The sequence below is a fragment of the Ensifer sp. SL37 genome (genome assembly GCF_026672675.1).
GTDB lineage: Bacteria > Pseudomonadota > Alphaproteobacteria > Rhizobiales > Rhizobiaceae > Ensifer > Ensifer adhaerens.
On the sequence record NZ_JAPPRN010000006.1, the window covers coordinates 2318921 to 2343080 of the forward strand.

A 24160-nucleotide genomic window follows, 5' to 3' on the forward strand; every position below is an offset into this window, starting at 1 on the left:
CGCTTCCCGTCGCTATGCGTCTGTATTTGCACGACTTTGGTGCTGCGGCTGAGCGTTGTCAATACGGAATTTTAGTCACACTAAAATTTGTGACGGCATCGCCTCAGGCAGCCAATCGCAGCAACCGTGCAACCGCCTGCTGGTCGAAGCCGCCGATACCCTCACGGATGTCGGCAGCGACCGCGTCGGCAGCAGCGTTCTCATCGCGGCGCCTCAGCGCCTCGATTGCCTCGCGGTGGCGGTCGACCACGTAGAGTTCGGTCACGTGTTCCATGGCGATGCCGAGGATCGGGCCGAGCTGCAGCCAGACGCTCTCGATCAGCGGCATGGCGACCGCATCGGGATTGGCCGTGTAGATCATCCGGTGAAACGCCTGGTTGGCGATCAGCGCCGCCACCTTGTCACCCCGACGGATCTCCGTCTCGATGCTGTCGTCGATCGCCGTGATCTTCTCGATCTGACGTTCGGAAAGATGAGCGACGGCCCGGCGAGCCGCATGGCTTTCGAGCGCGATGCGCAACGAGATCAGTTCTTCGAAGCGGGCGGGCGTGATGTGCGGCACCACGATGCGGCGGTTTTCGAGGAACTGCAGCGCGCCGATCGAGGTCAGCTGTCTAAGCGCCTCGCGCACCGGGGTCGGGCTGCTTTCAAGCGCCTCGGCCAGACCGCGGATGGTGACGGAGGTGCCGGGTCGGAACGCGCCGACCATGATCGCCTGGCGCAGCCGGTGAAAGGCATAGTCATGCGTGGTCATGCCGTCGGGGCGCGCAAGCGGCGGTAAGACAAGGGGTTTCAAGTGCGCATGTCCTTTTGCCCGAATTGCGATGGCTTTCTCATCAGCGAGAGCGGTGTTTGGCAAACGCCTGCATACACTTTTCCGCGTCCCGCTCTACGTCAAACGCCTGATAGCACTGCCGCTGCTTGACTCCAATTCCCGAATTATGTCAACTTTCTGAAAATGTGATCACAAAAAGAGATTTGCGATATGTCGCTCGACGCGGAAGATCCCAGCGCATTCAAGGCATGGCTCGAGCAGAACGGGCCGATCGAAAGCATCCAGGCCGTCGTCTGCGACCTCAACGGCATCATGCGGGGCAAACGCGTGCCAGTGGAGCAGGCGGGCAAGGTGCTCGGCGGCGGCATCCGCATGCCGCTCTCGATTGTCGGTGTCGACGTCTGGGGCGAGGACATCATCAACAGCGAGCAGGTGTTTGCTAGCGGCGACCGCGACGGCATCTGCGGTGTCACTGGCCGCGGCGCGCTGCCGGTCAACTGGACCTCGCGGCCGAGCGCGCTGGTGCCGCTCTGGCTGCAGCTTGAGGACGGCAAGCCGTTCCTCGCCGATCCGCGCCAGGCCCTGGCGGCGGTCGTGCGTGAGTACAAGGAGCTCGGCCTTCGCCCCGTCGTCGCGACCGAGTTGGAGTTTTACCTGATCGACCCGGAGCCGGACAGCGCAGTGCCGCCGATCTCGCCCTATACCGGCAAGCGTCTCGATTCCGATGCGATCCTCTCAATCGACGAACTCGACGATTTCGGCGAGTTCTTTTCCGACGTCTACAAGGAATGCGCCCGGCAGAACGTGCCGGCGGATGCGGCGATCGCCGAGAACGGCATCGGCCAGTTCGAAATCAACCTGCTCCACACCGACGACCCGCTGAAGGCGGCCGACGACGCGATCTTCTTCAAGCGCATTGTCAAGGGCGTGGCGCGCAAGCATGGGCTCGCCGCGACCTTCATGGCCAAGCCCTATGGCACCCGTTCCGGCAATGGCATGCATATCCATTTCAGCCTGCTCGACGAGGAGGGCAACAACGTCTTCAACGACGGCAGCGACGAGGGCTCGCCGATGCTGAAGAACGCCGTCGCCGGTCTACTGCGCGGCATGGCCGAGACGACGCTGCTGTTTGCGCCGCATTTCAATTCCTACCGGCGACTGCGGCCGGATACGCACGCGCCAACCGCCGTCTGCTGGGGTTACGAGAACCGCACTTCGGCCATCCGTATTCCCGGCGGCAATCCTGCCGCGCGGCGTATCGAGCACCGCGTCGCCGGTGCCGACTCCAATCCTTATCTCGTCATCGCCGCGATCCTCGGTGCTGCCCTGGTCGGCATCCGCAACAAGTGGAAGCCGCCGGCGCCGGTTTCGGGTCGGGCCTATGCAGCGGAGAAACTGCCCAAAATTCCCTCGGAATGGGGGCAAGCGGTCGACAGCTTCGAGGCAGGACCGATTGCCGCCGAAATCTTCGATCCCGTGCTGCGCTCGATGCTGATCGCCTGCAAACGCCAGGAAATCGCGGGCTTTGCCGAGCAGGTCACGGACTACGAATTCAGCGCCTATCTGGAAATCGTCTGATGCTTACCAAACAGAAATCCTATGCCGGTGACGGCAGCTACCCGACCAGCTACTACGCCGCCTCCCGCAACATCATCCGCACGCCGGTCCGGCTGCGGGGCCGGGTCGAGGCCGATGTCTGCGTCGTCGGCGCCGGCTATTCCGGTCTGTCGACGGCGATCCACCTTGCCGAAAAAGGCTACAAGGTCGTCGTCATCGAGGGCGCGCAGGTCGGCTGGGGCGCTTCGGGCCGCAACGGCGGTCAGGTGGTCAACGGCCTCAATGCCAGTCTCGCGACCATCCAGCGCCGCTACGGCGAGGATGCGGCGCGCTTCATCGGCGGGCTGGTGCAGGAGGGCGGCAAGATCATCCGCCGCCTCGTCAGCCAGTACCAGATCGAATGCGACCTGAAGCCGGGCAATATCTACGCCGCCTATACGCCGGCGCATATGAAGGAGCTCGAGGCCAAGCAGGCGCTCTGGCGCAAATACGGCATGGACGATCACCAGTTGCTCGACCGTGACGCGCTCGCCAAGCTCGTCAAGTCGGATGCCTATTGCGGCGGCATGCTGGATACGACCGGCGGCCACATGCATCCGCTCAATTTGGTGCTCGGCGAGGCCCGTGCCTTCGAAAGCATTGGCGGCACGATCTACGAACAGTCGCCGGTGACACGTGTCGACCACGAGGCGGCGCGGCCGACCGTCTATACTGAAGGCGGCGAGGTTTCGGCGCGCATCGTCGTTCTCTGCGGCAATGCCTATCTCGGCGATGCCGTGCCGAAGCTCGTCTCGCGCGTTATGCCGGTTTCGACGCAGATGATCACCACGGCGCCGCTCGGCGAAGAGCTTGCCCATTCGCTGATCCCGAGCGACATGTGCGTCGAGGACGTGCGCTATATCCTCGACTATTTCAGGCTCTCGGCCGACAAGCGCATGATCTTCGGTGGCGGTACCGTCTATGGCGGAACCGATCCGGCCGATGTCGTCGCCAAGCTGAAGCCCAATCTCGAAAAGGTGTTCCCCGCGCTCAAGGGCGTGAAGATCGACTATGCCTGGAGCGGCAATTTCGCGCTCTCCTTCACCCGCGTGCCGCAGATGGGCCGGATCGGCAGCAACACCTATTTCGCCCATGGCTATAGCGGCCACGGCGTTACCGGTTCGCACCTCTTCGGCCGCACGCTCGCCGAGGCGATCGACGGCGACACCACGCGTTATGACGTCTTCGAGAAGCTGCCCTGGTATCCGTTCCCGGGCGGGCGCATGTTCCGGGCGCAGTATTCCACCATCGGTTCCTGGTGGTACCAGTTCAAGGACGCGGCCGGGCTCTAGGAACAATCCGCGCGCAGCGGCGTTTTGGCCGGGCGGACCGCCGTCTCGGCGGCGGTCAGCGGTCGATCTCGCGTCGAATGTGTTTCCGTCCTGATTAGCGATGCGATAGTATCGACCTTCTGCGGCAGGGGTCCGCCATCTCAAAGTGGGCCTTTGCGTCTCTGCCCTGTGACCGCCCGCATCTGGCGCTTGCTGAATCGGTCACCAAGGATCGCCCGCCTGTCGCTGCGGGCAAGCAAACGGGGAGCCTATCGCTCCCGATTGATTTCCTGGGAGACCTCGCGATGTTCGTGCGCTTTGGCTATGAAATCGGCATTCGTTGCCCGCAGCCGACCCCGATGATGACCTATCTTTCCGTCGTGCCGGAACGGCGCTCATGCCTGCGGCGCGAGCATGGTCCAGTCTCTTCGCCGATCGTGAAGATGGAGCAGATCACTGATCCGCATGGCAACACCTGCTTCCGGATGACTGTGCCCGAGGGCGATTTCAAGCTCTGCTATGATGCGGTGATAGAGGATGACGGCAGGCTCGACGCCACGGACCCATTGGCGGATGCGGTGCCGGTCGAGAACCTGCCCGCCGAGTGGCTGCCTTATCTTGCAGCCAGCCGCTACTGCGAAACGGACCGGCTTGGCGCGCTTGCCTGGCGTCTGTTCGGCGATGTGCCAGCCGGCTGGGAGCGCGTCCAGGCGATTTGCGATTATGTCCATGAACGCCTCGTTTTCAGCTACGGCTATGCGCAGGCGATGCGCACGGCACTCGAGGCGCATGAGGATCGCGTCGGTGTCAGCCGCGACTACGCCCATCTGGCGATCACCCTCTGTCGCTGCATGAACATGCCGGCGCGCTACGTGAACGGCTATATGGCCGATATCCCCGCGAGCGAACATCCTGCGCCGATGGATTTCAATGCCTGGTTCGAGGTCTATCTCGGCGATCGCTGGCATACGTTCGACGCCAAGAACAACCAGCGGCGGGCGGGGCGCATCGCGGTTGCCCGCGGCCGTGATGCCGCCGACATTCCGCTGATCCAGACCTTCGGCAAACATGAGCTCACCGCTTTCACCGTCTGGACCTGCGTCGAAACGGATAGCGCGCTCAAAGGCTCGCATCGCGCCTCCGACGTTTCGCTGCTCACCCCATGGTTCAGCGAAACCTGGGCGAAGCATCTTCAGGACCGCGACCGCAACCGCCATTGATGAGCGCGATGGCGGCGAACCGATTTTTTACGATTTATGCGATTTGCGGAATTTAATATCTACAAACTCAATGGAAAATATAGGAGAACAAGACAGTCGATGGGCCGTGGCCCTCGCAGGAACGGAGAGACGCGATGAACGCAGCGAAACCGATGATCCAGTCCCGCTACGCACTCTACGGGACCACACCGCAACGCCGCTCACATGTTCATCTCGTTCCGCACGCAATTGCCATCGTTGCCGCCTTCTCTTTCGTCAGCGCCGTCGTGGTCGGCGCCTTCTGACGGCAGCCTCAGCTTTGCCGTGACAGATGCTCGTGCACGGCAAGCCACTCTCCTGACGATTTCCGCTCGAACACGATCGTTTCCCGTTCGTCCGCGGTTGCGGGCTCTCCATTGAATTCCAGTTCGGTCTCGACCCGGTGGGTGAAGACCGCGACATTGCCCACCGTCTGCACATTTCGCTCGCTCGACCGGCAGGCGCGCACGCGAAAACCGTCCCGTTCCTCCCAAAGCGACCACTCGGCCTCGTACTCCGCCCTGCTTTTCAGCGGTCGGTCGAGCGTGTGGAAGATGAAGGTCGCATCCGGCGCGAACGCGGAGAAATAGGCTGTCCGGTCATGCCTGGCGAAAGCGGCAACCAGCCGGTCGGCGGCCTGAAGCACCGACTGTTCGAGATTTTTCATGGGGTTCCCTCTTTATCCGGAAGCAGACTGCTCCGGTGGTCTTCGTGATGGTCAGCGCACTGCAATGAGCGTCGCCAGCGGGCGGTTCTGCCGTGAGACGCGCGCTTTGAGATCGTCGAGCGACATGGTTTCGCGCTTCGCGAACTCGGTGAACATCATGTTGAGATTGTTGAAGAACATCTCGCCGACCGCCTCGGCATCGACATCAAGTGCGACGACGCCCTTGGCCTGAAGTTTGCGGATCAGCGTCGAAACCTGCTCGCATAGCCGACGATCGAGTTCGGTGTAGCGCTTGCTGAACGGGCTCTCCGGCTGCTGGATGGCGATCGCCATGGCGGTGCGCCACATCTCCTTGCTGAGATAGTGGAGCGAGTGATCGTAGTATTCGCCGATCAGCGCATCGAGTGCGCCCATGACGGAGGCGGGCGGGTTGTCGACGATCGATCCGCCGCCGGCGAGCACCTCCTCGACTTCCATCGATACGGTGGCGAGCAGGATGTCGCCCTTGTTTTCATAGTAGTTGTAGAAGGTTCCGACCGAAATTTCAGCGCGCTCGGCAATGTCCTCGATGCGTGCGCTGTCGTAGCCGACTTCGCGAAAAAGCGCGGCGGCGGCGTCGAGAATTCGCCTGTTGCGATCCGCCTTTTGCCGTGCGCGCAGCCCTGTCATTCCAGTGTTTCCCCGAATTATGAATTGGTTCAAAATTGAGATTGACTTAAAAAATGAATTCATTCAATCTTTTTTTGAAGACGCCGAAACGAGCGTCAAAACAAGAGGGCAACAGCATGATGCAGTCAGTTCGTGACGGTGCGCGCCTGCGCCGTTTTTTCTCCTCCACGGCCGCAATCGCGATCGCCGCTCTGTCGACGGTCGCGGCCCCCGCGCCGGTCTTTGCCCAGGAAGAGCTCAATGCGCTCGTCTGGTGCGACCACACCGATCCGGCGCTTCTTGAGCCGTTCGAGAAGGCCAATGACGTGAAGGTCAACGTCAAGGTTTATGAGGGTACCGGGGCAGGGCTCTCGATCCTCGACCAGTCGCAACCGGGCGACTGGGACGTGCTCGTGATCGACGGCGTCGACGTGCACCGGGCCATCGACCTCGATCTGCTTGCCGAAATGCCGGCCGATGCGTTGCCGACCGCCGACATCTTCCCGGAAGTGCGCATGGAGGCCAACAACACCAAGGACGGCAAGACCTACGCCGTCACCGAGAAGTTCGGCTACAACACGATTTCCTACGACAAGACCAAGGTCGACCCGAAGGACATGCAGGACCTTTCGGTTATCTGGTCGGATAAATACAAGGGCCGCATAGCGCTCTACGACTACTATCTGCCGATGATCGGTCTCGTCGGGCTTGGCCTCGGCAAGAAGACCGCCGATCTGAGTGACGCGGACATGCCGGCGATCAAGGAAAAGCTCGCGGCAATGCGGGCCGTTTCCAAGCAGGTGAGCGACGTCGTCTCCTCGCAGACCGCGCTTGCGACCGGCGAAGTCGACATTCTCGTCGGCGGCGGCGAATGGATCACCGCTGTTCTCTCGGCCGATAAGCCCAGCCTCGACTGGACCATCCCCGAGCAGGGCGCTGTGCGCTGGGCGCAGTCGATCGGCGTGATGAAGGATTCGACCAAGCAGGATCTGGCGCTGAAGTTCGTACAGTACATCGTGAGCCCCGAGGGCCAGGCGCGGCTTGCGACCTCATCCTGCTATTGGGCGATGCCGGCCAATGCCAAGGCGGGTGAACACCTGACCGACCAGCAGAAGGCGGCACTGCGCTTCAATGAGCAGGCCGAATATCTGAAGAAGACGCAGCTCTATCCGATCCCGTCGGCCGAGCTCGACCAGCAGTTCCAGGACGCCTGGACGGAAATGCTGCAGCAGTAATGAAAGCAGCGGGCGCGATGTGTCGCGCTCGCCCTTCTTCTTCGCTCGCCGAAATCCTTTGATCTGGGACGGTAATGGCAGACACCGCTTTGACATCAGCGACAGCGCTTGAAGACGCCGACCGGCGCAAGGCCTGGGGCTTCGTTGCTCCAGCGCTTCTGTGGACCGTCGCCTTCTTCGTCGTGCCCTTCGCCTTCATGGCGGCGATGAGCCTCTGGAAGCGGGAAGGGCGGGACATCGTCCATGCCTGGAACTTCGACAACTACGTCCGCTTCTTCTCCGAAAACGCGCTGTTCCGGGGGCTCGTCAACTCGCTCGAGATCACCGTTATCGTCACGGTGATCTCGGTGCTGCTCGCCTATCCGCTCGCCTGGATCATCGCCGAGCGCGTGCCGAAGCGGCTGCAGCGCATGGCGCTGATCCTGGCGATCCTGCCGTTCTGGACCTCCTATGTGGTGCGCTCCTATTCCTGGCTGCTGGTGTTATCGAAGAACGGTGTAATCAATCAGGTCTTCATGAGCATCGGCCTTATCTCCGAGCCGCTGGAGCTGGCGAGCACGCGCACGGCCACGGTCATTGGCTTCGTGCACTTCTTCGTCATGCTTTTGACGCTGACGATCGATTCCAACCTGATCCAGCTTTCGCCAAACTACCGCCGCGCGGCCGCAGACCTCGGCGCCAATGCCTTCCAGACCTTCTGGCATGTGGTGCTGCCCTTGACGCTGCCCGGTATCATGACCGGCGCCTTCCTTACCTTCGTGCTTTGCATCGGCGACTATGTCACGCCGCAGATCCTCGGCGGCAACAACGAGCTGGTGCTGCCGCAGATCATCATGCTGCAGCTCGGGCGCCGGGCGGATTTCCCGATGGCAGCGGCGCTGTCGATCGTGCTGATGCTCGCCGTCACCGTCGCCTATCTCGCCTGCGCTCGCTGGCTGAAGATCGAGAGGGCCTGACGATGCTGCGCCAGATCTCCGCAAGCGTGCTCTCCTGGACCTATCTCGTCCTCGTCTATGCCTTCATCTTCCTGCCGGTTGCCGTATTGGTGCTGTTCTCGTTCCAGGATGGTCGCCTGCCGGTGCCGCCGTTCAACGGCTTTTCGCTGCAATGGTACGAGGCGGTTTTCGCCGACCGCAAGCTGATGGCAGCGCTTGGTAACTCGATGGTCGTGGCGCTCGTCTCCTCGGTCATCTCCGTGCTGCTCGGCTTTCTCGCAGCCTATGCGCTCGCGCGCTACAAGCTGCCCGGCTCGGCGCTGCAAAGGGGACTGCTGATCGCGCCGATGACGGTCAGCTACCTGATCATCGCGCTTGGCCTTTTGTCGCTCATGAACGCGCTGCATATCCCGCTGTCGCTGATGACGGTCGGCATCGGCCATGTGGTGATCAACCTGCCGCTCTGCTTTGCGATCATCTATGCCTCGATGGGGGATCATCACATCAACATCGAGCGGGCGGCGCGCGATCTCGGCGCCAACGATTTCAAAGTGATGGCGCTGGTGACGGCGCCAATGCTGATGCCGTCGATCCTTGCTGCCTTCTTCCTTTCCGTCACCTTCAGCTGGGACGAGTTCATCATCGCCTTCCTGCTGTCGCGCTTCGAAGTGACGCTGCCCGTCGAGATCTGGAGCATGCTGCGCTCCGGCCTCAACCCCAAAACCAATGCCATCGGCTCGCTGGTGTTCTTAGCCTCTGTCGCCGTGCTCCTCATCCTTGAGCTTTCCCTGTTCGGAAGGACGAAAAAACAATGACCGCTCCTGTCTCGATCGAAAACGTCAGCAAGATCTTCGGTGCCTTCACGGCCCTGGATAACGTTTCCCTCGATATCCGGGCTGGCGAGTTCATCGTGCTGCTCGGGCCGTCCGGCTGCGGCAAGACCACGCTTCTGTCGATCCTTGGCGGCTTTCAGTCGCCAAGCGCGGGACGCGTGACGATCGCGGGGCAGGACATGACCTATGTGGCGCCGGCCAAGCGTCCGACGACGACGATGTTCCAGGACTATGCGCTGTTTCCGCACATGCGCCTTGTCGACAATGTCGGTTTTGGCCTCAGGATGCGCGGCCTTGCCAAGGCCGAGCGGGACGAAAAGGCGCTCGGTTTCCTCGATCTCGTCGGTCTGAAGGCTTCCGCCGGCAAGCGGCCGCACGAGCTCTCGGGCGGCCAGCGCCAGCGCGTGGCGCTCGCCCGCGCGCTTGCCGTCGACCCGGATGTGCTGCTTCTCGACGAACCGCTCGGCGCGCTCGACCTGAAACTGCGCCGCCAGATGCAGGACGAGCTGAAGGCGATCCAAAAGCGCGTCGGCACGACCTTCGTGCACGTCACTCACGACCAGGAAGAGGCGATGGCGATCGCCGACCGGATCGTGGTGATGAACCAGGGCCGTATCGAGGATTTTGGCCCGCCATCGGAGATCTATATGCGCCCGCGCTCGCTGTTTTCGGCGGGCTTCATGGGCGAGGTCAATTTCGTTTCCGGCCGTGTGGCGGCGGCGGACGCCAGCTCCGCCCGTGTCGAAACCCCGCTCGGCAGCCTGGCGCTGCCGACCGGCAACTTTACCGCATCGTCGCCGAAGGCCGGCGACCGGATTACGCTCACCATCCGGCCGGAACACTTCCGCGCTGACGACAAGGCAGAGGGTCCGACAGTGGCGCTTGGTGAGGCGCGGGTTGCCGGCAGCGCTTTCTTCGGCACGCATTACCGCTGCCACCTGCAGCCCTGTGCGGCGGACACGAGGGCGCTGGTCGCGCACCTGCCGCAATCGGCAAGCGTGCGCGAGGGCGAGATTGTGCCGCTTGCCGTGCGCGCCGCCGACGTCGTAGCCTTGCCCGCCACGGGTGGACATGCGTAGCATGATGCAAAGGATTGCACCTCAGGACTGGTACCGGGTGAGGCGGCTCGACGACGGCGTCACCGCTATCGATGAGCCCTATATCCAGGAATTCTACCGCTGCAACATCTGGCATGTGCGCGGCCGCGACCGCGATATGCTCGTCGATAGCGGCATGGGTGTCGTGTCGCTCCGGCAATGGGTGCCCCTCGTCACCGAACGCGCCTTGGACGCCGTCGCCAGCCACACCCACTTCGACCATATCGGCTGCCATCACGAGTTCGAGTGCCGCTACGTGCATTCGGCCGAGGCGGAACTGCTGGCGCATCCGACGCGCAAGAACACGCTCGCAAACCCCTACGTCGCCGACGAGATCTTCGACGCGCTGCCGCCCGAGCCCTACGCCTCCACCACCTATGCGGTGAAGGCGGCGCCGGCGACGCGGCTGCTCGAAGACGGCGACCATATCGATCTCGGCGACCGCGTCTTCCAGGTGATCCACACGCCCGGCCATTCGCCCGGCGGGATTGCGCTCTTCGAGGCGAAGACCGGGATCCTGTTCTCCGGCGACATCCTCTACGATGGCCCGCTGATCGAGGACACTTATCATTCCAACGCCGACGACTATCTGGCGTCGATGGAACGGCTGCTGAAGATACCCGCGCGTATCGTTCACGGCGGACATTTTCCGAGCTTTTCGGGTGAGCGTTACCGAGCGCTAATCCTTGAATGGCTTGCCGAAAAACAAAAGACAAACTGACGGGAAGGAGGAGCGAATGCTCGACAAACGCAAGTTCTACATCAACGGCACCTGGGTGGATCCCATCGTCGCCAACGACCTCGAGGTCCTGAACCCGGCAACGGAAAAGCCGGTTGCGGTGATCTCCATGGGCACGGCCGCAGACATCGACCGGGCCGTTGCCGCGGCCAAGAAGGCCTTTGCGACCTATAGCCGGACGAGCGTCGAGGAGCGACTGGCGCTGCTCGAAAAGCTGCTTGCCGTCTACAAGCGCCGCTATGACGAGATGGTCGACACCATCACCATGGAACTCGGCGCGCCGAAGACTATGACCCGTGAGCAGCAGGCCGATGTCGGCGTCGGCCACCTGCAGGGCTTCATCGATGCGCTGAAGCGCCTGAAGACCCGCGACCGGCTGCCGAACGGCGACGTGATCCTGCGCGAGCCGATCGGCGTCTGCGGCCTGATCACGCCCTGGAACTGGCCGATCAACCAGATCGCGCTGAAGGTGGTGCCGGCGCTCGCGACTGGCTCGACCTGCGTGTTGAAGCCGAGCGAGTTCACGCCGCTCAACGCCATGCTTTACGCTGAAATGGTGCATGAGGCGGGCTTCCCGGCCGGCGTCTTCAACCTCGTCAACGGCGACGGCATCAACGCCGGTGCCGCGCTGTCGAAGCATCCCGACATCGACATGATGTCGTTCACCGGCTCGACCCGCGCCGGCATCGCCGTCAGCAAGGATGCCGCCGAAACGGTCAAGCGCGTGACGCTGGAGCTCGGTGGCAAGTCGCCGAACATCGTCTTTGCCGACGCCGATCTCGAAGACCGCGTCACCGGCAGCGTGCTCGAATGCTTCAACAATTCCGGCCAGTCCTGCGACGCGCCGACCCGCATGCTGGTGGAGCGTAGCGTCTATGACCAGGTGGTTGAGATCGCCAAGCGCGTCGGCCGCGAGGCGAAAGTCGGAGACCCGACGCAAGAGGGCGGCCATATCGGCCCGCTCGTCAGCCACATCCAGTTCGGCCGGGTGCAGGCGCTGATCGAAGCAGGCATTGCCGAAGGCGCGCGGCTGCTCGTCGGCGGTGCCGGCAAGCCGGAGGGCTTCGAGACCGGCTACTTCGTCAAGCCGACGATCTTTGCCGACGTCAACAACGAGATGCGCATCGCCCGCGAGGAAGTCTTCGGTCCGGTGCTGGCGATCATCCCCTTCGACACCGAGGAGGAGGCGATCGCGATTGCCAACGACACCAACTACGGCCTTGCCGCCTATGTGCAGACGGGCAACCCGGAGCGGGCCGAGCGCGTCGCCGGACGCCTGCGCGCCGGCATGGTGCACATCAATGGCGGGCCGCACCGCTACGGCAGCCCGTTCGGCGGCTACAAGCAGTCCGGCAACGGTCGCGAAGGCGGTATGTTCGGCCTTGAGGACTTCCTCGAAGTGAAGACCGTTCACGTTCCCGACGCTGCCTGAATACAGCGCTACGTCCTTGAACGACGGCCGTCGCAATCTGCGGCGGCCGTTTTTTCTTTCAGGCTTCGGCGCTTGCAGGGCTGTCACCGGTCGTCCGCATCTGGTAGCTCGTCGGCTTACCGCCCCAGACGACCGCGCCCTTCCGGATGCCTCCCGTGACCCAAGCTTCCCATTCCCATAATCGCGTTGCCATGGCTGCCCTTCTCATCGGCGGCGCTGCGATCGGCGGCTCGCCGATCTTCGTGCGGCTGTCGGAAGTCGGGCCGATGGCGACCGCCTTCTGGCGCGTGGCGCTGGCCTTGATCCCGCTTCTCGCCTGGACCTGGTTTCGTCCCGAGGGCGCCGGGGGGCGGCGACCGGAAAAGCTCTCGGAATATGCGCTTCTGATCCTGCCGGGCGTGTTTCTCGCGATCGATCTCGGTGCCTGGCACTATGCGCTGACCAAGACATCGGTCGCCAACGCCACGCTGCTTGCCAATCTCGCGCCCGTCTTCGTGACGCTCACGAGCTGGCTTTTGTTTCGCTCACGCGTCAGCGCCGTCTTCGCCCTCGGCCTCGCAACGGCAGTCGCGGGCGTGGTGATCCTCAAGGGCGGCCCGATGGCGCTGGGTGACGGCAATCTGCTCGGCGATGGCGTGGCCGTCGTCGCGGCGATGTTCTACGCCGGCTATATTCTGGCGATCGGGCAGCTGCGCAGCCTGTTCAGCACCGTGCGCATCATGATCTGGAGCACGGCTTCGGCTGCGATCTGCATGCTGCCGATGGCCGTCCTGTTCGAGCCGTCGCTGTTGCCGCCGACCGCCTTCGGCTGGGCGATGCTTTTCGGGCTCGCCTTCGTCAGCCATGCCGGCGGGCAGGTGGCGATCACCTACGCACTCGCCTATCTGCCGCCCGCATTTTCGTCGCTGACCCTGCTGTTGCAGCCGGTCGTGGCGGCGATCCTCGCCTGGCTCCTGCTTGCCGAGCCGGTCGGGCTGATGCAGGCGATCGGCGGGGCGATCGTGCTTGTCGGCATTTTGATCGCGCGGCGCGGATAACGCCGCGCGACTACGTTCCGATCAGAGACCGGGTGGCGTGAAGTTCGCCAGCCGCTCTTCAAGCTTGCGGATCGTTTCGGCGTCGGCATTGGCGAAGGCAAAGCGCAGGTAGTTCTCCTGGCCTTCGCCGAAATAGTCGCCGGGCAGGCAGACGACGCCGGCGAGCTTGGCCAGCTTCTCGGCGATGAACTGCGAATCGATATCCGGGTAGGGGTGGCGGACATAGGCGAAATAGGCGCCGACCGCCTGCAGCTTCCACTTCGGCAGGCGGCTCATGACGTCGCGCAGCGCATCGGCTCGTGCCGCGATTTCGGCGCGGTTCGTCTGACGCCAGTCGGCAAGAGCCGGAATTGCCTTCGCGACCGCGGCCTGGGCTGAGCGCGGCGCGCAGATCTGCAGGTTGTCCATGATCTTCGTCACCTGCTCGATGACGGCAGGGCCGGCGGTGATCGCGCCCAGGCGATGGCCCGGGATGCAGAAAGACTTGGAAAAGCTGTAGAGGCCGATGAAGCTATCCTGCCAGCCTTCGGTGGCCAGCAGGCCATGGGGCGCTGCGGAGGCATCGGGCAGGAAGTCGCGATAGGTTTCGTCGAGGATCAGCCAGACGCCCTTGGCACGGCAGGCCTCGTAGATACGGGCGAGCAGCTCCGGCGGGTAGACGGCGCCGGTCGGATTGTTGGGCGAGACCAGCGCGAGCGCCCGGATGCCGGGGTGAAGTGCCGCGGCAATTGCATCGACCTCCGGCAGGAAGCCGGCGCCGGCATCGCAAGGTACGAGCTCGACATTGATGCCGAGCATCGACAGCGTCGTTTCCTGGTTGAAGTAATAGGGGTTGGTCATCAGGATCGTATCGCCCGCGCCGGCAATGGCCATTGCCGTGCAGATGAAGGCCTGGTTGCAGCCCGAGGTGATGTGGATGTTGTCGGCGGTGACCGCGGCACCATAGAGGCCGGCGACATGCGCCGCATAGGCCTCACGCAGCTCCGCTTCGCCCTCGATCGCGCCATAGCCGGTGTAAGCGGTTGAGGCTGCAGCCTCACCGAGCCAGGCCAGCATGTCCGGATGGGCGGGATAGCCGGGCACTGCCTGCGACAGGTCGATCAGCGGGCCACGGGAGCCGTCGTAGGATTTCGCCCAGGCCAGCACCGAGGGCACGGGCGGCGGCGAGAGCTTTTCGACGAGCGGGTTGAAATGCGGCATGACGGGTGTTCCTGTGGGTTAGGCCTTGGCTTTGCGTTTCTGCGGACGATCGGTGCGGCGAGCACGGCTCGGCGCCGAAACCGGCTGAAAACCGTTCTTCTCCGATTTACGATCTGTCGGCTCGGATTTCGAGGTGCGGCTGCGAATAATCGTGCGCGCCGATGTCTGCAGTTCCGGCATCGGGTCGCTTTCGAGTGTTTCGAACATCCAGTCGATGAAGATGCGCACGATCGGTGCCGCCAGCACCTCGTTGCGGCAGGCGACGAAGAAGGCGTCGTTGGCGGGCACCGTCAGGTCGAAAGGGGCGATCAGTTCGCCGCGCGCGATCAGGCTGCCGGCGGTAATCGTATCGCCGAGCGCGACGCCCTGGTTGTGCAGGGCCGCCTCGGTCGAAAGCCGTGCGTCACTCATGAAATGCTGCTGGCCGCGCTGCAGGTCGCTGGCATCCGCCGCCGCAAGCCAGGTGTTCCATTCGCGGCCATCGTCGCCATGCAGCATGACGTGGTCGCGCAGGTCGCGAACCGAGCGCAGTGGCCGCATGTTGAGCAGGGTCGGGCTGACGACAGGGAAAAGTTCGAGACGGCTCCAGAGCTTGGCCCAGGCGCCGGACCAGTTGCCGTCGCCATAGATCAGGCAGACGTCGACGTCGGGCGAGTGGAGATACGCCTCGTCGTTAGAGGCGATCAGCGTCAGACGCACGTCCGGATATTGCTCGGTGAAAAGATGCAGCCGCGGGATCAGCCAGAAGGAAAGCAGCGCCGGGACGCAGGTGATGCGCAGTTCGCCGCTCGTCGTCGGCCGCGTCATCGCTGCGGTCGCCGCGGCGATTTCAGCGAATGCATGGGTGACGGCCGGCAGCAGCAATGCGCCCTGCGGCGTCAGCTTCAGCCGCTTGCCGCCGCGCTCGAACAGCGCCGCCTTGACCGAAAGTTCGAGCGCGCGGATCTGATGGCTGATCGCACCGTGGGTGACGTTGAGTTCACGCGCCGCGGCCGAAACGGAGCCCCGCCGCGCCGTCGCTTCGAAGGCGCGCAAGGGGTTGAGGGGAGGCAGGCGGCTGGACAAATCGGGGCGTTCCGGCGGTTGCTGTGATGTGAATTTTTCTCACACGAAACGCTATAACAATGTCAATTGATTTTCTAGGGGAATTGCCGCCTAATATTCATCAACAAAGGCGAAAACGCCTGGGGAACATGAACGCGCCGGACGAGCCGGCACCTTCCGCAGACAGATATCTGTGGCGCCTTCGCGCGCATGCCTCAGGCTATGGAAGACGGAGGATTGAATCGATGGCCTGGAACGACAACAAGCTTGCCGAACTGAAGGCAAAGTATGGCGAAAGCCATGGCGGCGAGCTGTTCGACCCGACCTTCCGCAAGGTCGCCGACAAGATCTTCAACAAAAGCGGCACACGTCTCGCGCCCTATTCCGGCATCCCGACCTTCCTGACGGCGCCGCACATGCCTGTCGACGCGGAAAACCCGGATTTCGGCAATCTGCAGGTGGCGATCGTCGGCATTCCCATGGATCTCGGCGTCACCAACCGTCCGGGCTCGCGCTTTGGACCGCGGGCGCTGCGCTCGATCGAGCGTATCGGCCCTTATAACCACGTGCTCGGCTGCACGCCGGTTCAGGAACTCCGCGTCGCGGATATCGGCGACGTGCCGTTCCAGAGCCGCTACCGGCTGGAACTCAGCCATGAGGACATCGAGAAGCGCATCAACCAGATCGTCGATGCCGGCGTGCTGCCGCTGTCGGTCGGCGGCGACCACTCGATCACCCACCCGATCCTGAAAGCGGTCGGCAAAAAGCGCCCGGTCGGTATGATCCACATCGACGCGCATTGCGACACCGGCGGCGCCTACGACCTCACCAAGTTCCACCATGGCGGTCCGTTCCGCAACGCGGTGCTCGACGGCGTGCTCGACCCGACCCGCGTCGTGCAGATCGGCATCCGCGGTTCGGCCGAATATCTCTGGGAGTTCTCCTACGAGTCCGGCATGACCGTCATCCATGCGGAGGAAGTGACCGGTCTCGGCATTCCCGCGATCATCGAGAAAGCGAAGAAGATCGTCGGCGACGGCCCGACCTATCTGTCCTTCGACATCGACAGCCTCGATCCATCCTTCGCGCCGGGTACCGGCACGCCGGAAGTCGGCGGTCTGACGACCCGCGAAGTGCTGGAATTGATCCGTGGCCTCAAGGGCATCAACCTCGTCGGCGGCGACGTCGTCGAAGTGGCGCCGCAATATGACTCGACCACCAACACGGCCCATGCGGCGCGCAGGTGCTCTTCGAAATCCTGAGCCTCATGGTCTTCAGCCCGGCGATCACGGGCAAGTCCGCCTGAGGCCTGACTAAGGGTTCGTCGGCTGCCGGACCGGAAACGGCGGCCGACCACCAGACTGCACAATCACAAAGCTTCCGGGTAGGGGAATTACCATGACGATCCATGCAAAACTGAAGACAGCCTTCGCCGCCGCCCTGATGCTCGGGGCCGCCGCCGGCATCGCCAAGGCCGACGCGCTTGCCGATATCAAGTCCGCCGGCCAGATCAATGTCGGCATCTTCTCCGACTTCCCGCCGTTCTCCTCGGCCAGCGCCGACATGAGCATCAAGGGCTATGACATCGACGTCGCGCAGCAGATCGCCGATGATCTCGGCGTCAAGCTCAACCTCGTCAGCGTCACAGGGCAGAACCGCATTCCCTATCTCAACGACAAGCGCGTCGACATCCTGATGAGCGTCGGCTTCTCCAAGGAGCGCGCCGAGGTGATCGATTTTGCCGCGGCTTACGCGCCTTACTACATCGCCGTCATCGGCCCGGCGGAACTGAAGGTTGCCGGCAAGGAAGACCTTGCCGAGAAGACCATCGCCGTCAATCGCGGCACGCTGGAAGACACCTCGCTTACCGAGGCGGCCCCGGCCAATGCCGACATCCAGCGCTTCGACAACTACAATGCTGTGATCCAGGCCTTCATCTCCGGCCAGACGCAACTGATGGTCGTCGGCAACGACGTCGGCGCCCAGGTGCTGGCCCGCCAGGAAGCGTTGAAACCGGAGCAGAAGTTCCAGCTTCTGACCTCGCCGTCGCATATCGGTCTCAACAAGAGCGAGGAAGGCCTGAAGAAGGCGGTCAACGACTCCGTTGCCAAAATGCTCTCGGACGGCAAGTTGAACGCGAGCTCGGAGGCCTGGCTGAAGACGCCGCTCAACCCCGACAACCTCAAGGACTAACAAGCTCGGTGGCCGCGGGGGGCAATCCCCTCGCGGTCCGCTTGAGGAAAGGTTGCGACGATGGGCTACGGCCTCAGCTTCGGTTGGCTCAAGGACGCCGCGGGCGCAATCGCCCATGGCGCGGCCATGACCGTGTTCCTGATCGCCTGCACCACGGTGCTTGGCATCCTGATCAGCATTCTCTTCGCCGCCGCTCGCCGCAGCCGTTATGGCGTCTTGCGCAAGGCGGTGGCCGTCTACGTCGAAGTCGTCAGGAACACGCCGTTCCTGGTGCAGCTGTTCTTCATCTATTTCGGCCTGCCGAGCCTCGGCATCCGACTCGACCCGATCGTCGCGGCAATAGTCGCAATGACGCTGAATATGGCGGCCTATACGACCGAGATCGTCGGTGCGGGTCTCGATGCTGTGCCGAAGGGGCAGAGCGAGGCGGCGTTTGCGCTCGGGCTTAAGCCCCGCCAGGTCTTCGTCAAGATCATCCTGCCGCAGGCGCTGAAGGTGATTTTCCCGGCGCTCACCAGCCAGGTGATCATCATGATGCTGGAATCGGCGGTCGTCTCGCAGATCGCGGTGCGGGAGTTGGCGCATGAGGCGGACCTGCTGCAGGCGCGCACTTTCCGCTCATTCGAGACCTATTTCGTCGTCACGCTGATCTATCTCGGCCTGTCGATGGCGCTTCGGCGGCTGTTCGTCGCCGGCGGGCGCCGCGTGCTTGGAGCGGGCGTGTCATGATCGAGTTCACCTTCTGGGACATCCTGCGCAACCTGATCTTCGCTACGCGGTGGACGATCCTGCTGTCGATCGTCGCTTTTGCCGGCGGCGCAGCAGTGGGGCTTGCCGTCCTTGCAGCGCGCATTTCCGAGCGCCGTTGGGCGCGGCGCTTCGGCTCCGGCTACATCGCGCTCTTCCAGGGAACACCGCTCCTGATGCAGCTGTTCCTGATGTTCTTCGGCCTGCCGATGCTCGGTTTCCGCATCGAGCCGTGGACGGCGGCAGCCCTCGGATTGACCTTCTATGCCAGTGCCTATCTCGCCGAGATCTGGCGTGGCGGGGTCGAGGCACTGCCGCGCGGGCAGTGGGATGCCGGCGCGAGCCTCGGGCTGCACCGGTTGCAGGAACTGCGGCTCGTCATCCTGCCGCAGGCCTTCGCCATCACCCGGCCGGCCGCCGTCGGCTTCCTCGTGCAGCTCATCAAGAGCACGGCGCTGACCTCGATCATCGGCTTCGAAGAGCTTCTCAGAACCGCGAATGCGATCAATAATGCAACCTTCGAACCTTTCACGGTCTATGGGCTGGTCGCGGTGATCTTCTTCGTGCTGTGTTATCCGCTGACACAATATTCGCGCATGCTGGAGCGCAAAACAGCCGCGCACTGAGACTGAAAATGTGCAAGAAATCAAACAGAACAGGGAACAAGGCGGATCACCGCCGAAACAAAGGAGAACGCGAATGATCACCACTTCCATCAAGCGCCGCACGCTGCTCGGCGCCGGCCTTGCCGGTGCCTCCATGCTGGCGATGCCGTCGATCCTGCGCGCGCAGGACAAGTCGCTGAAGGTCGGCGTCTATGGCGGCTACTTCAAGGATTCGTTCGACAAGAACATCTTCCCGGAATTCACCAAAGCGACCGGCATTGCCGTCGAGTCGATCGCGGAACCGACCGGTGAAGCCTGGCTCGTCCAGCTCGAACAGGCCGCCCGCGCCGGCCAGGCCCCAGCCGACGTTTCGATGATGTCGCAGGTCGCGATGCTGAAGGGCCAGTCGACCGATCTCTGGACGCCGCTCGATACCGCCAAGATCAAGAATGCCTCGAACCTGCTTGATCGCTTCGTCAACAAGTATCCGGACGGACGCATTGCCGGCATCGGCGCTGTTTCCTGGTACATCACGCTGGTGACCAACACCGACGTCTACAAGGAAGCGCCGACCTCCTGGACCGCCTTCTGGGATCCGGCGAACGCCGACAAGCTCGGCCTGCTCGCGCTCGTCTCCAACTCGTTCCTGCTCGAAGTGACGGCCAAGACGTTCTTCGGCGGCACCAATGCGCTCGACACCGAAGAAGGCCTTCTCAAGGCGTTCGACAAGCTTGCTGAAGTGAAGCCCAACGTTCGCCTATGGTACCGCGACGAGGCGCAGTTCGAGCAGTCGCTGAAGTCGGGCGAAATCCCGATGGGCCAGTACTATCACGACGTCACCGGCCTTGCTGCTGCCGACGGTCACCCGGTCCGCTCCACCTTCCCGAAGGAAGGCGGTATTCAGGATTCCGGTTGCTGGGCACTGTCGCGTGCCTCGCAGAAGGCCGAGGAAGCCCATATCTTCATCGACTACATGTGCCAACCCTCGATCCAGGCGACGCTGTCGCGCAAGGTCGGAACGTCGCCGACCGTCAAGCGCGAGGTTACGGATCTGACCGACAAGGAATTCGCAGCCGTCTCGTCGGATATCGAGCCGATCATTCCGCGCTACGATCTCTACCAGACCAAGGCGGATTGGCTGAACCAGAAGTGGACCGAGCTGATCGTCGGCTGATCCGGCCTGCTCCCCGGGCTCCGGGGAGAGCCACAAGCATAACGACGGGGAGGGGCCTTGCAGCCGCTCCCCGCCTGAAACCCTCCCATGAGGCGGAGGGGACCATCCTCGCGGAGAAACAATGTCCGGACTTGCCCTTCAAAACGTCGTCAAGGAATTCGGAGCCTTCAGGGCCGTCAACAATGTCGATCTGACGGTGCCGCACGGCACCTTCGTCTGCATGCTCGGACCATCTGGCTGCGGCAAGACCACGCTGCTGCGCATGATCGCCGGGCTTGATCTGCCGACCGGCGGCGCGATCCGGCTCGACGGCGAGGACATCACCCGGGTTCCGACGCACAAGCGCAACCTCGGCATGGTGTTCCAGTCGCTGGCGCTGTTTCCGCACCTGACCGTCGGCGAAAACATCGCCTACCCCTTGCGCATCCGCGGTGCGGCAAAAGAAGACCAGAAGAAGCGCGTCGACGAGCTTCTGTCGATGATCCATCTCTCGGGCTATGCCGACCGGCCGGTCGCCAAGCTGTCCGGCGGCCAGCGCCAGCGCGTGGCGATCGCCCGCGCGCTGTCGATCTCGCCGAAACTGTTCCTGCTCGACGAACCGCTTTCGGCACTCGACGCGAAGCTGCGCGAGGCGATGCAGGTAGAACTGCGCCAGTTGCAGCAGAAGCTGGGCATCACCACCATCGTCGTTACCCACGACCAGCGCGAAGCGATGACCATGGCCGACACCGTCGTCGTCATGAGCGGCGGCGAGATCCGCCAGGCTGCGTCGCCGATCGAAATCTATCGCCGCCCGGCCGACAGCTTTGTCGCCGACTTCATCGGCCAGACCAACCTGCTCGACGTTCAGGCCGACAGTGCCGGCCGCGCGGAAGTGCTCGGTCATGTCGTCCCCGGCCTCGCCCTGCCTGCGGGCGCCAACAAGGGTACGCTGTCGGTTCGCCCGGAAGACGTGCACCTGACGGCGCCCGGCGCCGGGGCGCTCACCGGCAAGGTCACCTTCGTGCGCGATCTCGGCGGCACGATCGAAACCTTCGTCGATATCGCGGGACACCAGATTGTCGCCGTCTCGACGCCGCGCGCCCGGCCCGACGTTTCCGTCGGCCAGGAGGTCGGCATCGCGCTCACACCCGATGTCTGCGTGGTGCTGAAGAAATGAGACGCGAACCGCCCCAAACTTTTGGTGACTACCTGCCGCTCCTCTTTCCGGCGGCCATGCTGACGATCTTCTTCGTCGTGCCCTTCGGCACGATGATCGCCGTCAGCTTCTTCCAGCGCCAGCAGGGCGGCTTCTATACGCCGGCCTTCGTCTTCGACAATTACGCCCGCTTCCTCTCGGTCTTTTTCGGCGGTGTGCTCGGCTTTTCGCTGATGCTCGCCGTCATCGTGGCGATCTGCTGCGTCGTGCTCGCCTTGCCCTTCACGTACATGCTGACGCGCATGGCGCGGAAGGTACAGGTCGTGTGGCTGGTGGCGCTCCTGTCGATCCTGTCGCTCTCGGAAGTCATCATCGGCTTTGCCTGGTCGACGCTGTTTTCGCGCACCGCAGGGATCACCAACATCCTCGTTGCGCTCGGCATCATGGAGCAGGCCAAGGCCTTGACGCCGAGCTTCGGCGCGGTCTTGACCGGCATGGTCTATCAGGCCTTCCCCTATACGGTGCTGGTGCTTTTCCCGGCGCTCGTGCGCCTCGATCCGACGCTGACGGAAGCCGCCCGCACACTCGGCGCATCACCGCTCAAGGCCTTCTTCACCGTGGTCGTGCCGGCGCTGCGCAACACGATCACCGCCACCTTGATCATGGTCTTCATCTTCGCGCTCGGCTCCTATCTGTTGCCGCAGCTGCTCGGCCGGCCGCAGCACTGGACGCTTTCGGTGCTGATCACCGACCAGGCGATCTACCAGTCGAACATGCCGTTTGCCGCCGCTATGGCCGTGTTCCTCGTGCTGGTCACGCTCGGGCTCGTGGCGCTCACCGTGATTGCCGGACGCAAGGGAGAAGCGGCATGACCTCGATCTTCCGCAAGGCCTACTTCTTCCTGATCGGCCTGTTCCTGTCGCTGCCGCTGATCGTCGTTGCCGGCGTCTCGGTCAACCAGAAGCAGACGCTCGCCTTTCCGCCGCAGGGCTTTTCGCTCTCCTGGTATGGCGAGATCTTCCTCAATCCGGAATGGCGCAACGCGCTCTTTGCCTCGGTGACGCTGGCGGTGCTTTCGGCAGCGCTTGCGGTGGCGATCGCTCTGCCGCTCTCCTGGTTCCTGTGGCGGCGCATTGCACCCTGGGCGAACATTTTCCAGCTTCTCGGTGTCGCGCCGTTCACGCTGCCGCCTGTCATCACCGCGCTCGGCATGCTCACCTTCTGGGCGACGGTCGGTTTCTACGGCCAGCCGTGGACGGCCGTCGTCAGCCACGCAATCTTCTTCGTGACGCTGCCGCTGGTGACGTTGTCGCTCGGTTTCACCTCGATCGACCGCTCGCTGGTCGAGGCCGCCTCGACCATGGGGGCGGATGAGCGCACGATCTTCCGCACCGTCGTGCTGCCGCTGATTCTGCCCTATATCGTGTCGGGCTACGCCTTCGCCTTCGTGCTGTCGCTCAACGAATACATCGTTGCCTACATGACGGTCGGCTTCACGGTGGAAACGCTGCCGATCAAGATCTTCAATGCGCTGCGCTACGGCTATACGCCGACCATGGCGTCGGTGACGGTACTCTTCGTCACGACCGCCGCGGTGATCTTCAGCCTCGTCGCCCGTTTCGGCGACCTGCCGAAGCTGCTTGGCGCCATGTCGTCGGATGGAAAATGATGAAGCTCGCCGCCCTCCAGATGCAATCGGCGGCGGGTGACGTCGCCGCCAATCTTGACCGCATTGCCCGTGCCGCGGCGGAAGCTGCAGGACAAGGGGCGACGCTGCTTTTGACGCCCGAACTCGGCGTCACCGGCTATGGCGCCGGCGAGGCGTTGACAGCGCTCGCCGAGGCGCCGGATGGCGCGATCGTTCAGCGCCTCAAGGCGATTTCCGCTGAGACGGGCATTGCGCTCATCGCCGGCTTTGCCGAGCGCGACGGCGACGACGTCTATAACAGCGCCGTCTATGTCGATGGCGATGCCGCGCCGGTCGTCTACCGCAAGTCCCATCTCTACGGCGACTATGAGCGTTCGATTTTCCGCGCGCCGGAGCCGTCGACGCGGCTCTTCACACATCGTGGCGTCACCTGCGGCATGCTGATCTGCTACGACGTCGAGTTTCCGGAGAATGTGCGGCGGCTGGCGCTCGCCGGCGCCGAGGCCGTGCTGGTGCCGACGGCGCTGCCGGCGGGCTGGTCCGGCGATTTCATCGCCGAGCACATGATCCAGACGCGCGCCTTCGAGAACCAGGTGTTCGTCGCCTACATCAACCATTGTGGTTCGGACCCGCTGTTCTCCTTCGCCGGGCTGTCGCGCATTGCAGCACCCGACGGGCAGTTGCTCGCCAAGGCGGGGTCTGGGCAGGAAGCCGTGCTCCTCGTCGACATCGACCCCAAGGCCTACGCAATCTCCCGCCTTGAAAACACCTATCTCGGCGATCTCAATCGCCGCTGAGGGCGCGCCGATTGCTGTTGCGTCTCAGCGATGGCAGCGCGGACGGGCCGTTTGTTGTTTACCTGAGGAGAACGTTCTGTTCTCTATTGGTCCACTGTCGGAAACGATGCG

At 63.3% G+C, this 24160-nt stretch carries 25 protein-coding genes and 1 pseudogene; 20 read left to right on the forward strand and 6 right to left on the reverse strand.

Features of this window, described 5'->3' with window-relative positions:
• Positions 1 to 103: 103 nt before the first annotated feature.
• Positions 104 to 796, reverse strand: coding sequence for a GntR family transcriptional regulator (locus OVA00_RS23250; RefSeq protein ID WP_060520336.1), 693 nt, complete (start codon positions 794 to 796; stop codon positions 104 to 106).
• 189 nt (positions 797 to 985) lie between these two features.
• Between OVA00_RS23250 and OVA00_RS23255 the strand changes: the two genes are divergently transcribed.
• From OVA00_RS23255 to OVA00_RS23270, 4 genes are all read left to right on the forward strand, one after another.
• Positions 986 to 2353 carry a glutamine synthetase family protein gene (locus OVA00_RS23255; protein ID WP_034798892.1) on the forward strand — a complete coding sequence of 456 codons (1368 nt, stop codon included), beginning with the start codon at positions 986 to 988 and terminating at the stop codon, positions 2351 to 2353.
• On the forward strand, positions 2350 to 3663 hold the full coding sequence (locus OVA00_RS23260; RefSeq protein WP_268090360.1) for an NAD(P)/FAD-dependent oxidoreductase: 1314 nt from the start codon (positions 2350 to 2352) through the stop codon (positions 3661 to 3663). The genes OVA00_RS23255 and OVA00_RS23260 overlap by 4 nt, the downstream gene beginning before the upstream one ends.
• 284 nt (positions 3664 to 3947) lie before the next feature.
• Positions 3948 to 4862: a transglutaminase-like domain-containing protein gene (locus OVA00_RS23265; RefSeq protein ID WP_034798891.1), complete on the forward strand. Its 915-nt coding sequence runs from the start codon at positions 3948 to 3950 to the stop codon at positions 4860 to 4862.
• Positions 4863 to 4996: 134 nt separating this feature from the next.
• Entirely contained in the window at positions 4997 to 5146 is a 150-nt protein-coding gene (locus OVA00_RS23270) for a hypothetical protein (protein ID WP_034798890.1), read from the forward strand.
• A gap of 8 nt (positions 5147 to 5154) precedes the next feature.
• Here OVA00_RS23270 and OVA00_RS23275 read toward each other — a convergent pair whose 3' ends face one another.
• Together OVA00_RS23275 and OVA00_RS23280 are read right to left on the reverse strand one after the other, a co-directional pair.
• Complete coding sequence (locus OVA00_RS23275; protein ID WP_034798887.1) at positions 5155 to 5547, reverse strand: YybH family protein; 393 nt, start codon at positions 5545 to 5547, stop codon at positions 5155 to 5157.
• A gap of 51 nt (positions 5548 to 5598) precedes the next feature.
• Entirely contained in the window at positions 5599 to 6216 is a 618-nt protein-coding gene (locus OVA00_RS23280; protein ID WP_034798885.1) for a TetR/AcrR family transcriptional regulator, read from the reverse strand.
• A gap of 119 nt (positions 6217 to 6335) precedes the next feature.
• Between OVA00_RS23280 and OVA00_RS23285 the strand changes: the two genes are divergently transcribed.
• From OVA00_RS23285 to OVA00_RS23310, 6 genes are all read left to right on the forward strand, one after another.
• A complete protein-coding gene (locus OVA00_RS23285) occupies positions 6336 to 7430 on the forward strand; it encodes an ABC transporter substrate-binding protein (RefSeq protein ID WP_034798957.1) in 1095 nt (364 codons plus the stop codon).
• A gap of 74 nt (positions 7431 to 7504) precedes the next feature.
• A complete protein-coding gene (locus OVA00_RS23290) occupies positions 7505 to 8386 on the forward strand; it encodes an ABC transporter permease (protein ID WP_268089677.1) in 882 nt (293 codons plus the stop codon).
• A gap of 2 nt (positions 8387 to 8388) precedes the next feature.
• A complete protein-coding gene (locus OVA00_RS23295; protein WP_268089678.1) occupies positions 8389 to 9180 on the forward strand; it encodes an ABC transporter permease in 792 nt (263 codons plus the stop codon).
• Positions 9177 to 10277, forward strand: a complete 1101-nt coding sequence (locus OVA00_RS23300; RefSeq protein WP_112983527.1) for an ABC transporter ATP-binding protein — start codon at positions 9177 to 9179, stop codon at positions 10275 to 10277. Before OVA00_RS23295 ends, OVA00_RS23300 begins: the two co-directional genes overlap by 4 nt.
• A 4-nt stretch (positions 10278 to 10281) precedes the next feature.
• Positions 10282 to 11016: an MBL fold metallo-hydrolase gene (locus tag OVA00_RS23305; protein WP_268090361.1), complete on the forward strand. Its 735-nt coding sequence runs from the start codon at positions 10282 to 10284 to the stop codon at positions 11014 to 11016.
• Between the two features lie 16 nt (positions 11017 to 11032).
• Positions 11033 to 12466 carry an aldehyde dehydrogenase family protein gene (locus tag OVA00_RS23310; protein ID WP_060582996.1) on the forward strand — a complete coding sequence of 478 codons (1434 nt, stop codon included), beginning with the start codon at positions 11033 to 11035 and terminating at the stop codon, positions 12464 to 12466.
• A 58-nt stretch (positions 12467 to 12524) separates the two neighbouring features.
• Here OVA00_RS23310 and OVA00_RS23315 read toward each other — a convergent pair whose 3' ends face one another.
• A complete protein-coding gene (locus OVA00_RS23315) occupies positions 12525 to 12659 on the reverse strand; it encodes a hypothetical protein (protein ID WP_256385289.1) in 135 nt (44 codons plus the stop codon).
• On the opposite strand from OVA00_RS23315, the gene OVA00_RS23320 reads away from it, so the two are divergent.
• Positions 12613 to 13503 carry a DMT family transporter gene (locus tag OVA00_RS23320; RefSeq protein WP_442780548.1) on the forward strand — a complete coding sequence of 297 codons (891 nt, stop codon included), beginning with the start codon at positions 12613 to 12615 and terminating at the stop codon, positions 13501 to 13503. The two genes, OVA00_RS23315 and OVA00_RS23320, sit on opposite strands and share 47 nt — an antisense overlap.
• Before the next feature lie 21 nt (positions 13504 to 13524).
• Here OVA00_RS23320 and OVA00_RS23325 read toward each other — a convergent pair whose 3' ends face one another.
• A complete protein-coding gene (locus tag OVA00_RS23325; protein ID WP_034798874.1) occupies positions 13525 to 14703 on the reverse strand; it encodes an aminotransferase in 1179 nt (392 codons plus the stop codon).
• An 18-nt stretch (positions 14704 to 14721) separates the two neighbouring features.
• Positions 14722 to 15768 carry a LysR substrate-binding domain-containing protein gene (locus tag OVA00_RS23330; RefSeq protein ID WP_034798872.1) on the reverse strand — a complete coding sequence of 349 codons (1047 nt, stop codon included), beginning with the start codon at positions 15766 to 15768 and terminating at the stop codon, positions 14722 to 14724.
• 224 nt (positions 15769 to 15992) lie between these two features.
• On the opposite strand from OVA00_RS23330, the pseudogene speB reads away from it, so the two are divergent.
• The 9 genes and pseudogenes from speB (at position 15993) to OVA00_RS23375 (ending at position 24049) form a co-directional block, all read left to right on the forward strand.
• Positions 15993 to 17053: pseudogene (speB, locus tag OVA00_RS23335) on the forward strand (agmatinase).
• 92 nt (positions 17054 to 17145) lie between these two features.
• Positions 17146 to 17940, forward strand: a complete 795-nt coding sequence (locus OVA00_RS23340) for a transporter substrate-binding domain-containing protein (RefSeq protein ID WP_268089679.1) — start codon at positions 17146 to 17148, stop codon at positions 17938 to 17940.
• A 60-nt stretch (positions 17941 to 18000) separates the two neighbouring features.
• The gene (locus OVA00_RS23345; RefSeq protein ID WP_034798866.1) at positions 18001 to 18669 is read left to right on the forward strand and encodes an amino acid ABC transporter permease; all 669 of its coding nucleotides are present in this window, start codon (positions 18001 to 18003) and stop codon (positions 18667 to 18669) included.
• Positions 18666 to 19313, forward strand: a complete 648-nt coding sequence (locus OVA00_RS23350; protein WP_034798864.1) for an amino acid ABC transporter permease — start codon at positions 18666 to 18668, stop codon at positions 19311 to 19313. The genes OVA00_RS23345 and OVA00_RS23350 overlap by 4 nt, the downstream gene beginning before the upstream one ends.
• Before the next feature lie 73 nt (positions 19314 to 19386).
• Positions 19387 to 20466, forward strand: a complete 1080-nt coding sequence (locus tag OVA00_RS23355) for an ABC transporter substrate-binding protein (RefSeq protein ID WP_268089680.1) — start codon at positions 19387 to 19389, stop codon at positions 20464 to 20466.
• A 121-nt stretch (positions 20467 to 20587) separates the two neighbouring features.
• Positions 20588 to 21625, forward strand: a complete 1038-nt coding sequence (locus tag OVA00_RS23360) for an ABC transporter ATP-binding protein (RefSeq protein WP_060520343.1) — start codon at positions 20588 to 20590, stop codon at positions 21623 to 21625.
• Positions 21622 to 22476, forward strand: a complete 855-nt coding sequence (locus OVA00_RS23365) for an ABC transporter permease (protein WP_060605215.1) — start codon at positions 21622 to 21624, stop codon at positions 22474 to 22476. The genes OVA00_RS23360 and OVA00_RS23365 overlap by 4 nt, the downstream gene beginning before the upstream one ends.
• Positions 22473 to 23273 carry an ABC transporter permease gene (locus OVA00_RS23370; protein WP_034798857.1) on the forward strand — a complete coding sequence of 267 codons (801 nt, stop codon included), beginning with the start codon at positions 22473 to 22475 and terminating at the stop codon, positions 23271 to 23273. The genes OVA00_RS23365 and OVA00_RS23370 overlap by 4 nt, the downstream gene beginning before the upstream one ends.
• The gene (locus tag OVA00_RS23375) at positions 23270 to 24049 is read left to right on the forward strand and encodes a carbon-nitrogen hydrolase family protein (protein ID WP_034798855.1); all 780 of its coding nucleotides are present in this window, start codon (positions 23270 to 23272) and stop codon (positions 24047 to 24049) included. Before OVA00_RS23370 ends, OVA00_RS23375 begins: the two co-directional genes overlap by 4 nt.
• Positions 24050 to 24160 lie beyond the last annotated feature (111 nt).

Coding starts and splice junctions, on each gene's coding strand:
- OVA00_RS23255 (WP_034798892.1), top strand. CDS start 986: ATGTCGCTCGACGCGGAAGATCCCAGCGCATTCAAGGCATGGCTCGAG.
- OVA00_RS23265 (WP_034798891.1), top strand. CDS start 3,948: ATGTTCGTGCGCTTTGGCTATGAAATCGGCATTCGTTGCCCGCAGCCG.
- OVA00_RS23270 (WP_034798890.1), top strand. CDS start 4,997: ATGAACGCAGCGAAACCGATGATCCAGTCCCGCTACGCACTCTACGGG.
- OVA00_RS23275 (WP_034798887.1), bottom strand. CDS start 5,547: ATGAAAAATCTCGAACAGTCGGTGCTTCAGGCCGCCGACCGGCTGGTT.
- OVA00_RS23280 (WP_034798885.1), bottom strand. CDS start 6,216: ATGACAGGGCTGCGCGCACGGCAAAAGGCGGATCGCAACAGGCGAATT.
- OVA00_RS23285 (WP_034798957.1), top strand. CDS start 6,336: ATGCAGTCAGTTCGTGACGGTGCGCGCCTGCGCCGTTTTTTCTCCTCC.
- OVA00_RS23290 (WP_268089677.1), top strand. CDS start 7,505: ATGGCAGACACCGCTTTGACATCAGCGACAGCGCTTGAAGACGCCGAC.
- OVA00_RS23295 (WP_268089678.1), top strand. CDS start 8,389: ATGCTGCGCCAGATCTCCGCAAGCGTGCTCTCCTGGACCTATCTCGTC.
- OVA00_RS23300 (WP_112983527.1), top strand. CDS start 9,177: ATGACCGCTCCTGTCTCGATCGAAAACGTCAGCAAGATCTTCGGTGCC.
- OVA00_RS23305 (WP_268090361.1), top strand. CDS start 10,282: ATGCAAAGGATTGCACCTCAGGACTGGTACCGGGTGAGGCGGCTCGAC.
- OVA00_RS23310 (WP_060582996.1), top strand. CDS start 11,033: ATGCTCGACAAACGCAAGTTCTACATCAACGGCACCTGGGTGGATCCC.
- OVA00_RS23320 (WP_442780548.1), top strand. CDS start 12,613: ATGCCTCCCGTGACCCAAGCTTCCCATTCCCATAATCGCGTTGCCATG.
- OVA00_RS23315 (WP_256385289.1), bottom strand. CDS start 12,659: ATGGCAACGCGATTATGGGAATGGGAAGCTTGGGTCACGGGAGGCATC.
- OVA00_RS23325 (WP_034798874.1), bottom strand. CDS start 14,703: ATGCCGCATTTCAACCCGCTCGTCGAAAAGCTCTCGCCGCCGCCCGTG.
- OVA00_RS23340 (WP_268089679.1), top strand. CDS start 17,146: ATGACGATCCATGCAAAACTGAAGACAGCCTTCGCCGCCGCCCTGATG.
- OVA00_RS23345 (WP_034798866.1), top strand. CDS start 18,001: ATGGGCTACGGCCTCAGCTTCGGTTGGCTCAAGGACGCCGCGGGCGCA.
- OVA00_RS23350 (WP_034798864.1), top strand. CDS start 18,666: ATGATCGAGTTCACCTTCTGGGACATCCTGCGCAACCTGATCTTCGCT.
- OVA00_RS23355 (WP_268089680.1), top strand. CDS start 19,387: ATGATCACCACTTCCATCAAGCGCCGCACGCTGCTCGGCGCCGGCCTT.
- OVA00_RS23360 (WP_060520343.1), top strand. CDS start 20,588: ATGTCCGGACTTGCCCTTCAAAACGTCGTCAAGGAATTCGGAGCCTTC.
- OVA00_RS23365 (WP_060605215.1), top strand. CDS start 21,622: ATGAGACGCGAACCGCCCCAAACTTTTGGTGACTACCTGCCGCTCCTC.
- OVA00_RS23370 (WP_034798857.1), top strand. CDS start 22,473: ATGACCTCGATCTTCCGCAAGGCCTACTTCTTCCTGATCGGCCTGTTC.
- OVA00_RS23375 (WP_034798855.1), top strand. CDS start 23,270: ATGATGAAGCTCGCCGCCCTCCAGATGCAATCGGCGGCGGGTGACGTC.